Source organism: Listeria ivanovii subsp. ivanovii, from assembly GCF_900187025.1.
Classification (GTDB): Bacteria; Bacillota; Bacilli; order Lactobacillales; family Listeriaceae; genus Listeria; species Listeria ivanovii.
This window is the reverse complement of sequence record NZ_LT906478.1, coordinates 2,534,569-2,548,012: the sequence shown is the minus strand read 5'-3', so window position 1 is coordinate 2,548,012 and position 13,444 is coordinate 2,534,569. Positions and strand designations below refer to the sequence as shown.

Sequence of the window (13,444 nt, the reverse complement as noted above, 5' to 3'; positions counted from 1 at the left end):
GTAATTTGGAAAAGGCTGGTGTAGATCATGGATATTTTTATGGAAATACTTAAAGGAATAGGAAGACTGTTTCTACAACCAGCACTTTATGTAGGAATTATTTTAGTGATAATTGCTGGATTTAACAGAGTAAAATGGGAGCGAAAATCATTTAGTGTTCGCGTTTACTCGCCGTGGCTAGAATTAAAAAACTTCTTTGGGATCGGGCTATTATTCGGTCTATGTCTATCGATTGTTACTACAGTAATTGGTTTTAGTGTAACACTAGAATGGGTTGCAATTTTTAATACCGTAGTTTGTTTCTTGCTGATTGCTGGGATGTTTCGACTTAGTTCTACGGCCTTCACTATTGGGATTACTAGTTTAGCCTTCTATTTCTGTTATTATTTTGATATTAATTTAGCTCCATTTACCAATGAAACATTTGGATATGATGCGGTATTTATCGATAATTTCATGATTTCGATGACATTTTTATTGGCGATACTACTGTTTGTAGAAGCTTTTCTTATTCAACATACGAGTGCGAAAAACCCAGCGCCATCGCTTAGAAAAAGTAAACGGGGAAAATTAGTGGGTTCATTTCAATTAAGAAAATTGTGGTTTGTTCCATTAGTTGTCTTTATACCAGGGGATGTTTTTACAAAAATATTTGAATGGTGGCCAGTTTTTACAATTGGCGCACATTCATATTCATTAATTATCTTGCCGTTGTTTATTGGCTTCCAACAACGAGTTCAAGCACAACTTCCAGAAGAGGCTAGCCGGAAAATTGCTGTACAAGTTACTACACTTGCAACGATTATTGCAGTTGCTGGACTCCTTGGAATTATGATGCCAGTTCTGACTTTGTTTGCTTTTATGTTTGCTGTCATCGGCAGGTTTTGGATTTCCTATCGTCATTATCGATCAGAACAACTCTTGCCGAAAAAATTTGGTCCGCAACCGGGGGGGATCGTAGTTCTTGGTGCACGTGAGGCAACCCCATCTGCGCGTTTAAATTTAAAAGCTGGTGAGAAAATTACAGAAGTGAACGGACAGCCAATTCATACACGCGAAGGACTATATGATGCGCTTAATTTAAACCGTGCATTTTGTAAAATTAAAGTGATTGATAATAACGGAGAACCGCGTTTTGAACAAACAGCGCTTTATGAGAATGAATCATTCGAGTTAGGTTTACTTTTAGTCGAACCAAGATAGTTATTAAACACCAGTGTTGTTTTTGGAAACAGCATTGGTGTTTTAAGTTTTTGTAAAGATAAGATTAATATAAAGGCATTTCTACCCGAAAAGGGTTAATTCATGCTATATTTTAGATACATAGGGTTACATAAAGAAGGGATGGGAAGTAAGTTGGTAAAAATTCTTGTAGTTGATGATGAGGCTTCTATTGTTACCTTGCTGCAATTTAATATTGAAAAGGCTGGATTTGAAGTGGTGACAGCAGAAGATGGTAGGGCTGGATATGAACTAGCTTTATCAGAGAAACCAGATTTAATTGTACTTGATTTAATGCTTCCTGAAATGGATGGAATCGAAGTGACAAAAAAACTTCGTCAAAATAAAGTAAATGTTCCCATATTAATGTTAACAGCAAAAGATGAAGAATTAGATAAAATCATTGGTTTAGAGCTTGGTGCGGATGATTATATGACAAAACCATTTAGCCCACGAGAAGTAGTCGCACGAATTAAAGCCATTTTACGTCGGACAGAAGGTAAAGCGGAGGCAGTAGAAGAAAATTCGGACGAAATGGAAGCAATGATTTTAATTGGTGATTTGAAAATTTTACCAGAAAGCTATGAAGTGTATTTACAAGAAGAATTGCTAGATTTAACGCCAAAAGAATTCGAGCTATTATTATTTCTTGCAAATCATCGCGGCAAAGTTTTTTCACGAGATCAATTGCTGGATACTGTGTGGAACTATGATTACGTTGGAGAAACACGAATTGTGGATGTTCATGTAAGCCATTTGCGTGATAAAATTGAAACAGATACCAAACAACCAAAGTATATCAAAACGATTCGCGGCTTTGGTTATAAAATGGAGAATGTAAAATAATGAAAAAATTATGGCTGAAAATTGGATTGTCGTTTTTTATTCTTTTTTTCGTTGTGATGGTGATTGTCGGAATCTTTTCTGGAGAGCTGATGAAATCAACCTATTTAAACATGAAAGAAAACCAATTAGAAGATGATGCAAAAATTTTATTGCAAACGACAAACATCGAATATTTGGACTTGGACAAAGATGCAGCAACAATTCAGAAGACGCTTGCCCCATTAAGTGATGAAATTGATGCGCGAATTACTGTCATAGATAGTCAAGGGGATGTTGTTGCAGATACTAAAAAAAATCCCGATAACTTAGATAATCACATGAATCGCCCAGAAGTAGCGGATATTTTGGAAAAAGGAGAAAACGTAGGCATATCTATCCGAGAAAGTGACTCACTTGGATACAGTATGCTTTATGTGGCTGTACCAGTAAAACATCAAAATAAAACAGATGGCGTTTTAAGGATTTCGATTTCGCTTGAGTCCGTTGATGCAGCTGTTGCGAAACTGTGGGGCAACTTGGCACTTATTTTTGGCATTGCCTTAGTTATTATCGCAGCAATCAGTGTCTTCATTGCTAGAAAAATTACTAGACCCGTGAAAGAAATCATTGAAGTTTCGACAGACCTTGCTAACCATAAATATGATAGTCGAATCCACGGTAAAAATAGTGGTGAATTACAGGACCTGTCGATAAGTGTTAATATGCTCGCTGAAAGCCTGGAAACGCAAATGTTTGAGATCAAGCAGAATGAACAACGTCTAAATGCGATTGTTCAAAACTTAGTCAGTGGAGTTATGTTGATTAATGCTGATAAACAAGTAATTATGACCAATCAAACGATGTATCAAATTTTAGGTGAAGCAGAAATTACAGGAAAACCTTTTTACGAAGTGATTAAAAGTTTCGCGCTAAGTCAATTAATTGAAGCAACTTTTGAAACAAAAATGATGAAACAAAAAGAAATTATTCTGTATTTTCCACGTGAAATGATTCTGGATGCGAGTGTATCGCCAATTTTAGCTGAAGATGGCACAATTACAGGGATTATTTTGTTACTTCATGACATTACGCAAATCAGGCACTTAGAAAATGTTCGTTCAGAATTTGTTACTAATGTTTCGCATGAATTAAAGACTCCTGTAACGGCACTAAAAGGATTTGCAGAAACGTTGCTCGATGGCGCAATGTATGACGAAATGTTGCTCAAAAAATTCTTAACAATTATTAAAGAAGAAAGTGATCGCTTGCATCGTTTAATTATAGATATTCTGGCGCTTTCTAGAATTGAACAAAATCCTGTCGCTGAAAATATCGAACCAGTAGATGTAGATGATGTGATTGAACAGTCAGCTCGTACCATCTTTGAACTCGCTACCGAAAAAAATATTCAAGTATCTATTCCAGAAAAAACTATTCCCCCAGTCATTATTGAAACCGACCGGGATAAATTGCAGCAAATATTAATAAATTTACTTTCCAATGCAATCAACTACACACCAGTAAATGGGAAAGTAGAAGTGAGATTAACCGAACACGAATCAGAAGTTATTATAGAAGTAACAGACAATGGTATTGGTATTCCTGCTAAAGATATCGATCGGGTGTTTGAACGCTTCTACCGAGTGGACAAAGCGCGTAGTAGGCACTCTGGTGGAACCGGACTCGGGCTTTCTATCGTTAAACACCTCATTGAAAACTGCGGAGGGCGAATTGAAGTAGAAAGTCAAGAAGAAGTCGGCTCAACCTTCCGAGTAACCTTACCAAAAAAAGCCTAAAAAATATCCTGTTTGAAAGAATGTAATCTTTCGGACAGGATATTTTTAGTATATTTACGAAACGAAAAAAATCCGCGCAATAATTTACCCATTTGCCTTCTGTTTGAAAGAAAGTCATAAAAAAGTTTACAATTTCGACAAAAAATCCGCTTATTTACAATTACTTAACATTAGCTACACACCACCTTAAATCTAGAGCGTTATAGTGATACTTGTAAGGAATAACAATAAAAAAAACAAGGTGGGAATAAAATAATGAAAAAGAAGTATTTGGGAATAGTAGCAGTTTTAGCAGCTTTAATGCTTGTAGTTGCAGCATGTGGGAGTGGCAGCAGTTCAGCAGATAAAGCAAATGGTTCATCAAGTAAAAAGGAAGAAGTTTCAGGCTCAATTACAGCAGTTGGCTCTACAGCTCTTCAACCATTAGTGGAAGCAGCATCCAAAGAATTCACAAATGCAAATCCAAAAGCACAAATTAATGTTCAAGGTGGCGGTTCTGGAACTGGTCTAACACAAGTACAACAAGGAGCAGTAGAAATTGGTAACTCGGATGTATTTGCAGAAGAGAAAGACGGAGTGGATGCTTCAAAACTAGTTGATCACCGTGTAGCAGTTGTCGGAATGGCTCCTGTAGTAAATAAAGATGTTGGCGTTAAAAATATCACTAAACAACAACTAATTGATATCTTCACTGGTAAAACAACTAATTGGAAAGACGTTGGCGGTAAAGATGAAAAAATCACTATCATCAACCGTGCAGAAGGCAGCGGAACACGTGCTACTTTTGAAAAATGGGGACTTGATGGTGCAACTCCAGTAAAAGCACAAGAACAAGATTCATCTGGTACCGTTCGGAAAATCGTTAGTGAAACACCTGGAGCAATCAGCTACCTAGCATTTTCTTACATTGATGCTTCTGTAGTAGGACTTTCTATTGACGATGTGGAACCAACTGAAGATAATGTAGCAACAAACGATTGGAAAATCTGGTCTTATGAGCACATGTATACAAACGGTGAACCTAAAGACCTTACAAAAACTTTCTTGAAATATATGACTTCTGATGATGTGCAAAATAATATCGTACCACAACTAGGATACCAATCAATTAAATCCATGAAAGTGGAACGCGATTCATCTGGTAAACTAACTGACGTAAAATAAAAAGAATGAAATGGGCGTCTATCCTAGTAATCTTAGGATAGACGTATATCCATGTTAGGAGTAAAACATGGGTGGAGAAAGGAGCTTACGTGATTTGGAAGCGATAAAGGAAAAGAAGCTTACGCAAACTTCTAAAAAGGCGCATTTAGAAACTAGAGGCAAGATTATTACATTTATTTGTATCGCTATAATGATCATTGCTGCTGCGTCTATTTTGTTTTTTGTTATTTCAAAAGGGTTAGCTACGTTTACAGTTAACAAAGTATCTTTCGTTGATTTTATTACTGGTACTGATTGGAATCCCTCGCAAAAAGATGCAAATGGAAATCCGCTAGTTGGTGCGTTGCCAATGATAATCGGTTCATTTGCAGTAACGCTTTTTGCTGCTTGTATTGCTGGTCCGCTTGCAATTGGTGCGGCAATATTCATGGTAGAAATTTCACCTAAGTTTGGGAAAAAAGTTTTACAACCAGTAATGGAATTATTAGTTGGAATTCCATCTGTTGTTTATGGATTCATTGGCTTAAGCGTAGTCGTTCCATTTATTCGCGATCATATTTCTGGAAGTGGATTTGGGATTGCTGCTGCGACAGTTGTTTTAACAGTCATGATTTTACCTACTGTTACTTCATTAAGTGTGGACGCAATTAAATCCGTTCCACGTCATTACCGAGAAGCTTCTTTAGCACTCGGAGCGACCCGTTTTCAAACGATTTGGAAAGTAGTGCTTCGTAGTTCACGGTCAGGAATTTTGACAGCGATTGTGTTTGGAATGGCACGTGCTTTCGGGGAAGCCCTTGCTGTACAAATGGTTATCGGGAACTCTGCTGTTATTCCGACATCATTATTTGAACCAGCTTCCACCCTCACAAGTATCTTAACGATGGGCATGGGGAATACGGTTATGGGGACACTGGATAATAATATCCTTTGGTCACTTGCAATGGTGCTACTTGCGATGTCACTATTCTTCATCATTGTGATTCGCTTCATCGGGCGTAGGAGGAAAATCAAATGAATGTAAAAACAAAAGATAAAATCGCGACAGGTGTTTTCTATGCTATTGCTGTCTTAATTGTTGTTATTCTAGCAAGTCTACTAGGCTATATTTTAGTAAAAGGTGTTCCGCAGTTAAGCTGGAAATTTTTGACAACCCCACCACAGTCGTTCCAAGCTGGCGGCGGAATTGGACCTGAAATCTGGAATTCCTTTTATATGCTCTTAATTACCATGTTAATATCTGTACCCATCTCGCTTGGGGCAGGAATATACATGGCAGAATACGCGCGTAAAAACTGGATTACAGATTTGATTCGGACAACGATTGAAGTGCTTTCCTCACTTCCATCCATTGTTGTAGGACTATTCGGTTTTCTTGTTTTTGTTATTCAAATGGGGTGGAGTTTCTCGGTTATTTCCGGGGCACTTACACTAACGATTTTTAATTTACCACTACTCATTCGTGTTGTTGAAGAAGCGTTAAATGCTATTCCGAGTACACAACGAGAAGCAGGTCTTGCACTTGGCTTATCAAGATGGGAAACGATAACCCGTGTACTTGTACCAGCAGCATTACCAGCGATTATTACTGGTGTTATTTTAGCAGCTGGTCGGGTATTTGGTGAAGCAGCTGCATTGATTTTCACTGCCGGACAAAGTACACCAGTGTTGGATTTTACTGATTGGAATCCAGTCAGCCCAGTTTCGCCACTCAATATTTTCCGTCCAGCAGAAACATTAGCTGTTCACATTTGGAAAATTAATGGGGAAGGAATTATGCCAGATGCTCAAGCTGTTTCTGACGGTGCATCTGCTGTATTAATTCTCTCTGTATTACTTTTCAATGTCTTAGCTCGTCTGCTTGGAAAAGTGGTTTATAAACGCATGACCTCTTCGTAAAAATACCAGGAAAAGGAGTTTTATAAAAATGTTAACTAAAAAGCCTGAAATTAATTCTATTTTACAAACAACACCAGACCCTTATTCCCTTCCTGCTGCGATGGCGACAGAGGATTTGCATGTATATTACGGCGATAACCATGCGATTAAGGACGTTGACTTAACCTTCCCCGAAAATAAGGTTACTGCGCTAATTGGTCCGTCTGGTTGCGGGAAATCAACTTATTTAAGAGCATTAAACCGCATGAATGACGAAATTGATGGTTGTCGGATGGAAGGGAAGATTCTCTATGACGGCATTAATATCAATCGTAAAGAGGTTGACCTTTACAATGTGCGCAAAGAAATCGGGATGGTATTCCAAAAACCAAACCCATTCACGAAATCCATTTATGAAAATGTTGCATTTGGACTTAAACGTCATGGAATGAAAAATAAAAAAGAAATCATGGAGCGCGTTGAAAAAAGTTTGCGCCGTGCAGCACTTTGGGATGAAGTAAAAGACGATCTTGGCAAGAGTGCATTATCTCTATCTGGAGGTCAACAACAACGGCTGTGTATCGCGAGGGCTGTGGCAATGCAACCAAAAGTATTGTTACTAGACGAACCAGCATCCGCACTTGATCCAATTTCAACAAGTAAAATTGAAGATTTAATTAATGAACTCAAAAATAAATATACGATTATTATTGTAACGCATAATATGCAACAAGCGGCTCGTGTTTCTGACTATACTTCTTTCTTTTATCTTGGGGAAGTTGTGGAATTCTCGGGTACGTCTGAACTATTCACTAACCCACAAAAAAAACAAACCGAAGACTATATTTCTGGGAACTTTGGCTAGAAAGGAGCTTTTAAATGACAATTGAAACTGCAGAAAAAATCGAATATATTATAGAAACGAAAAATGTTGATCTGTTTTATGGATCAAAACAAGCACTTGAAAAAATTGCTTTAAATATCAAAAAGAACCGAGTGACTGCTCTAATTGGCCCATCCGGTTGTGGGAAATCGACTTTTCTTAGAACGTTAAATCGAATGAACGATTTAATTCCCGGCGTAAAAACAACGGGTGAAATCCATATTGGTGATGAAAATGTGCAAGATCCCAAAATCGATATGGTTAATTTACGAAAAAAAGTTGGAATGGTTTTCCAGCAAGCTAATCCATTTCCATTTTCGATTTATGACAATGTTGCCTATGGTCCACGGATGCATGGGGTAAAAGATAAAAAAGAACTAGATGCTATTGTTGAAAAAAGTTTGCGTCAAGCAGCACTTTGGGATGAAGTTCATGATAGATTGGATCGCTCAGCAATTGGAATGTCGGGTGGACAACAACAACGTCTTTGTATTGCGCGAGTACTTGCGGTGAAGCCTGATGTTATTTTGATGGATGAGCCAACCTCTGCACTCGATCCAATCTCAACAGCTAAAGTAGAAGATTTAATTCTAGAACTAAAGAAAGATTACACGATAGTTATTGTGACACATAATATGCAACAAGCCTCTCGTATTTCAGACGAGACTGCTTTCTTTCTTAATGGACGCATCGTCGAATTTTCAGATACAACGAGTATTTTTACCAACCCAGCAGAAAAAGAAACCGAAGACTATATTTCGGGAAGATTTGGATAAAGGAGTGTTATTATGGTAGTCAGAAAAATTTTTACGGAACAACTTAATGACTTGCACCAACATTTAATGGAAATGGGCATGCTTGCCAATGAAGCGATTTTTAAAGCAGTAAAGTCGTTAGTTCACAGAGACACCGAACTGGCCAAACAAGTAGTAGCGGAAGACAAAGCGATTAACAATATGGAGTTATCTTTAGAACAACGCTCTTTTGAATTGATTGCTTTACAACAACCTGTTGGGATGGATTTGCGGAAAATTGTGACCGTCTTGAAAACAAGCTCGGATTTAGAGCGAATTGGCGACCACGCAGTAAGCATCGCCAAAACAGCCATTTTAATTGGGGAAAGCAAAGTATTAAAACCAATCCCAGAAATTCCGGAAATGGGTGAAATTGTAAAATCCATGTTGCAAGATGTATTAAAAGCATATCTTTCAGAAGACGAAGCTGCAGCACGCGAAATTGCGATTCGCGATAATGAGGTAGATAAGCTTCACAAAATTGTCTACCAAAAATGTATTACTTTTATGCAAGAAGAGCCGGAACATATTGAAGATGTGTCTCAATTGCTACTAGTTTCCCAGTACATTGAACGAATTGGCGACTATGTAACGAATGTATGCGAATGGATCGTTTATCTTAAAAGTGGCGAAATTGAAGATTTAAATCGATGAAGAAAACACCCCGATTTCCTGTATCAGAGGTAAATCGGGTTGTTTTCTGTGTGTTAGGCGGTTTAAATAACTTCTCAATATTTAACCCTTTTTATTCCCAGCTCTCCTTTCCCTTTGATAAAATAAGTGTAGCATGGAAAAGAGAGAAAGCGTTTTTTTGCTCATATATAATCATTCTTGCGCGGGAAGTAGTTATTAAACTTGCGGAATCATTCCTATTTAAGTATCATATGAGTATATGAACATGTAAGGAAAATGGAGTGATATTCGATGGAAAACGCAAAACAATCATTAGATGAAGAAACGCTTTTTAGTGTGACACAAATTTTCAAGGCGCTTTCTGATCCAACTCGCGTCCAGATTTTAAATTTATTACAAGATAGAGAGTACTCCGTGAATGAGATTGCACGCACCTTATCTTTCAATCAGACGACCGTTTCACATCAGCTACGGTTTTTGAAAAATTTAAGGCTAGTGAAGTCAAGACGAGCCGGAACAACGATTTATTATATGCAAGATGATAATCACGTATTGGAATTATTAACACAAGCAATTCGCCACGTACATCATCACTAATGTGAGACACTCAGAAAACCTTTATGGGAATGATGGGTGTTTTTTATGCCAAATAAATAGCAATTATGGTAAAGTAAGTAACAAATAAGAACTTGGGGGAAGGGCTTTGAAGAAATTAACACCAATGCAAAAATTTACAGTTATTACAGGGATTATTGTGATGATTATTATTTCGATTTTAGCTATTGCATGGAATAGCAATCTTACTGCAGTTATCATTTTGTCAGTAGCTCAATTTATTATTATTCAATTTGTTTGTTATGTAGGAATTTATTCGCAAATGAAAGTCGGGACTGCACGTGGAACGAAACTTTTTAGCTGGGGGATTTTGACGACGCTGTTATTTTCAGCAATTATCTTTATTTTTGCTACGGATAATTTTAGAACCTACTCAGCGGCAATGATAGCCCTAATTGGTTACTGCGCCGCATTAATGATGCGTGAAATAGAAAATACTAATCCTGCTAATAAAAAGCAAAAGCGGGAGGAATAAAACGAAGAATGGAGTGATAATATGGGAGTTCATCAATATTTTCAAAGTTTATCTGATTTAGAAAACATTTATCGTTGCCCAGGAAAATTTAAATATCAAGAACATTCGGTTGCTGAACATTCCTACAAAGTGACTTCCATCGCCCAGTTTTTCGGAGCAGTGGAAGAAGAAGCTGGTAATGAAGTGAATTGGCGTGCACTATATGAAAAAGCATTAAACCATGATTATTCCGAGCTATTCATCGGTGATATAAAAACGCCAGTAAAATACGCAACGTCGGAGTTACGAGAAATGCTTTCAGAAGTGGAAGAAAGTATGGCCAAAAACTTTATCGAGCGAGAAATCCCTAAAACATTCCAACCTATTTATCACCACTTATTAAAAGAAGGAAAAGATAGCACGCTAGAAGGGAAAATTTTAGCAATTTCTGATAAAGTTGATTTATTGTATGAATCCTTTGGCGAAATTCAAAAGGGAAATCCGGAAAATATTTTTGTGGAAATTTATAGTGAGGCGCTTGCAACGATTTATGAATACCGCGAAATGGAGAGCGTTAAGTACTTCTTGCGAGAAATTTTGCCAGATATGCTTGCAGAAAAAGGAATTGAAAAAACAGAATTGCCACAGTTAACTACCGAAATAACAACAAAAGCATTGCGTGACGCCTAAAACGGAAAGGGAGGAAAATGAAGATGGATCAAATTATATCTGCGCTTATTTTTCCTTGCTTACTCATGATTCTTTTTGCACGGATTACCTATAATCGTTATGTTGCGCTACTGCTTATGGTGATTTTAATTGCCGCATCCGCTAAGCTTGGTTATACAAGTTCCTATTGGTTAATTATTGTGGATGCATTTTCGATGACGATTGGTTTTATACTGGCAACTTATATGTTACGTCGTTTAAAGAAGAGCGGTAGTGAATTTTAAACGAGCAAATAGATAGGTAGAAATGTGTAAAAATGATAAAATAAAGAAAAGCGTAATCAACAGGTTGCGTTTTTTATTTTAAAAATAATACGAAAATATGTTCGGTTTTTGCTAGGCTAATTAAAATATTTATGATAAAATAGAAACATTAACGGATCTGAAAAAATCCGCTTTTTGCTTTGCGGGACATTTCACAGATGGAGTTTTCAGATACTAAGACCGGACCGATAAAAGATAGGGGGAATCCGAGTTGAAGGATAAATTTGAGTTAGTTTCTAAGTACAGTCCACAAGGAGACCAACCTAGAGCAATTGAACAATTAGTATCAGGCTTAAGAAAAGGCTTGAAACATCAAACCTTGCTTGGGGCAACCGGTACAGGGAAAACTTTTACCGTATCTAATGTCATTCAAGAGGTAAATAAGCCGACACTTGTTATGGCTCACAATAAAACATTAGCAGGTCAATTATATAGTGAATTTAAAGAGTTCTTTCCAAATAATGCAGTAGAATATTTTGTTAGCTATTATGACTATTACCAACCAGAAGCCTATGTTCCACAAAGCGATACCTACATTGAAAAAGATGCAAGTATTAATGACGAAATCGATAAGCTGCGTCACTCAGCAACTGCTGCACTTTTTGAACGCCGAGATGTTATTATCATCGCCAGTGTATCTTGTATTTATGGTTTAGGTTCGCCAATTGAATATGGAGAAATGCTTGTCTCGCTTCGTGTTGGAATGGAAATTAGTCGTGATCAGCTGCTACGAAAATTAGTAGATATTCAGTATGACCGCAATGATATTGATTTCCAGCGTGGTCGTTTCCGCGTTCGTGGAGATGTAGTGGAGATATTCCCAGCGTCACGTGATGAACACTGTATGCGTGTAGAATTTTTTGGTGATGAAATTGAACGAATTAGAGAAGTGGATGCGTTGACTGGTGAGATCATCGGCGAACGAGAACATGTTTCGATTTTCCCAGCATCTCACTTTGTTACCCGACCAGATATCATGAAAAAAGCGATTATTAATATAAAAGCGGAATTAGAAGATCGCCTAAAAGTTTTGCGAGCAGACAATAAGTTACTTGAAGCGCAAAGACTTGAACAGAGAACCAATTATGATTTAGAAATGATGGAAGAAATGGGCTATTGTTCTGGAATCGAAAACTATTCTCGTCATCTATCCCTTCGTCCAGCAGGAGTTACTCCATATACGTTGCTCGATTATTTTCCAGATGATTTCCAAATGGTAATCGATGAGTCGCACGTAACGATGCCACAAATTCGCGGGATGTTCAATGGTGACCAAGCGAGAAAACAAATGTTAGTAGACCACGGTTTTAGATTACCGAGTGCGCTAGATAACCGTCCACTTCGATTAGAAGAATTTGAAAAACATATTAATCAAATCATGTTTATATCGGCTACACCCGGCCCATATGAACTCGAAAAAAATCCAGATGTCATTGAGCAAATTATCCGCCCGACTGGACTACTTGATCCAATTGTTGAGATTCGTCCAATTCAAGGTCAAATTGACGATTTAATGGATGAAATTAATGATAGAGTAGAAAAAAATGAACGAGTCTTAATTACTACTTTAACGAAAAAAATGTCTGAGGATTTAACTAACTATCTAAAAGAAGCAGGGGTAAAGGTTCAATATCTACATTCGGAAGTAAAAACGTTAGAACGAATCGAAATCATTCGCGACTTACGATTAGGTGTTTACGATGTTATTGTCGGAATCAATCTATTGCGTGAAGGAATCGATTTACCAGAAGTGTCCCTTGTTGCCATTTTGGATGCCGATAAGGAAGGTTTCCTTCGTTCGGAACGTTCGCTAATTCAAACAATGGGTCGTGCTGCGCGTAATGAAAATGGTCGAGTTATCATGTATGCTGACAAAATGACGGATTCGATGCGCAACTCTATTAGTGAAACAGAACGTCGTCGTAAAATTCAAATAGAGTATAACGAAAAGCATGGCATTACACCAATGACCATTAAGAAAGAAATCCGTGGTATTATAGCAGCCACTTCTGCCGCAGATGAAAGAGAAGCAATTAAACAGCACGACTTAAGTAAAATGTCTAAGAAAGAGCGCGATGTCTTCATTGAAGGTATGGAACATGAAATGAAAGAAGCGGCCAAAGCACTTGATTTTGAACGTGCCGCCGAATTGCGTGATGCTTTACTGGAAATAAAAGCGGAAGGATGAA

Annotated in this window: 14 protein-coding genes; all 14 read left to right on the top strand. The window is 37.5% G+C overall.

The window, feature by feature from the left end:
* Positions 1 to 27: 27 nt before the first annotated feature.
* The 14 genes from CKV67_RS12620 to uvrB all read left to right on the top strand — a co-directional run bounded on the left by CKV67_RS12620 (position 28) and on the right by uvrB (position 13,443).
* Positions 28 to 1,203, top strand: a complete 1,176-nt coding sequence (locus tag CKV67_RS12620; RefSeq protein WP_014093715.1) for a PDZ domain-containing protein — start codon at positions 28 to 30, stop codon at positions 1,201 to 1,203.
* Positions 1,204 to 1,356: 153 nt separating this feature from the next.
* The gene (locus CKV67_RS12615) at positions 1,357 to 2,067 is read left to right on the top strand and encodes a response regulator transcription factor (protein WP_014093714.1); all 711 of its coding nucleotides are present in this window, start codon (positions 1,357 to 1,359) and stop codon (positions 2,065 to 2,067) included.
* Positions 2,067 to 3,842, top strand: a complete 1,776-nt coding sequence (gene pnpS / locus CKV67_RS12610; RefSeq protein ID WP_014093713.1) for a two-component system histidine kinase PnpS — start codon at positions 2,067 to 2,069, stop codon at positions 3,840 to 3,842. Before CKV67_RS12615 ends, pnpS begins: the two co-directional genes overlap by 1 nt.
* Before the next feature lie 255 nt (positions 3,843 to 4,097).
* On the top strand, positions 4,098 to 5,006 hold the full coding sequence (locus CKV67_RS12605) for a phosphate ABC transporter substrate-binding protein PstS family protein (protein WP_014093712.1): 909 nt from the start codon (positions 4,098 to 4,100) through the stop codon (positions 5,004 to 5,006).
* A gap of 94 nt (positions 5,007 to 5,100) precedes the next feature.
* Complete coding sequence (pstC, locus tag CKV67_RS12600; RefSeq protein WP_014093711.1) at positions 5,101 to 6,024, top strand: phosphate ABC transporter permease subunit PstC; 924 nt, start codon at positions 5,101 to 5,103, stop codon at positions 6,022 to 6,024.
* On the top strand, positions 6,021 to 6,905 hold the full coding sequence (gene pstA, locus CKV67_RS12595; protein ID WP_014093710.1) for a phosphate ABC transporter permease PstA: 885 nt from the start codon (positions 6,021 to 6,023) through the stop codon (positions 6,903 to 6,905). The genes pstC and pstA overlap by 4 nt, the downstream gene beginning before the upstream one ends.
* A 28-nt stretch (positions 6,906 to 6,933) precedes the next feature.
* Positions 6,934 to 7,749 (top strand): phosphate ABC transporter ATP-binding protein PstB, encoded by an 816-nt coding sequence (gene pstB / locus CKV67_RS12590; RefSeq protein ID WP_014093709.1) that lies wholly within the window; start codon positions 6,934 to 6,936, stop codon positions 7,747 to 7,749.
* Positions 7,750 to 7,763: 14 nt separating this feature from the next.
* Positions 7,764 to 8,543, top strand: a complete 780-nt coding sequence (gene pstB, locus CKV67_RS12585; protein ID WP_014093708.1) for a phosphate ABC transporter ATP-binding protein PstB — start codon at positions 7,764 to 7,766, stop codon at positions 8,541 to 8,543.
* 12 nt (positions 8,544 to 8,555) lie between these two features.
* Positions 8,556 to 9,215, top strand: a complete 660-nt coding sequence (gene phoU / locus CKV67_RS12580; protein ID WP_014093707.1) for a phosphate signaling complex protein PhoU — start codon at positions 8,556 to 8,558, stop codon at positions 9,213 to 9,215.
* A 270-nt stretch (positions 9,216 to 9,485) separates the two neighbouring features.
* A complete protein-coding gene (locus tag CKV67_RS12570; RefSeq protein WP_003720806.1) occupies positions 9,486 to 9,791 on the top strand; it encodes an ArsR/SmtB family transcription factor in 306 nt (101 codons plus the stop codon).
* 106 nt (positions 9,792 to 9,897) lie between these two features.
* On the top strand, positions 9,898 to 10,284 hold the full coding sequence (locus CKV67_RS12565; RefSeq protein WP_014093706.1) for a hypothetical protein: 387 nt from the start codon (positions 9,898 to 9,900) through the stop codon (positions 10,282 to 10,284).
* Between the two features lie 21 nt (positions 10,285 to 10,305).
* Positions 10,306 to 10,953 (top strand): HD domain-containing protein, encoded by a 648-nt coding sequence (locus CKV67_RS12560; RefSeq protein WP_014093705.1) that lies wholly within the window; start codon positions 10,306 to 10,308, stop codon positions 10,951 to 10,953.
* Between the two features lie 23 nt (positions 10,954 to 10,976).
* Entirely contained in the window at positions 10,977 to 11,216 is a 240-nt protein-coding gene (locus tag CKV67_RS12555) for a CsbA family protein (protein WP_014093704.1), read from the top strand.
* Between the two features lie 250 nt (positions 11,217 to 11,466).
* Positions 11,467 to 13,443, top strand: a complete 1,977-nt coding sequence (uvrB, locus tag CKV67_RS12550; RefSeq protein WP_025280089.1) for an excinuclease ABC subunit UvrB — start codon at positions 11,467 to 11,469, stop codon at positions 13,441 to 13,443.
* The last annotated feature ends 1 nt before the right edge of the window (position 13,444 follow it).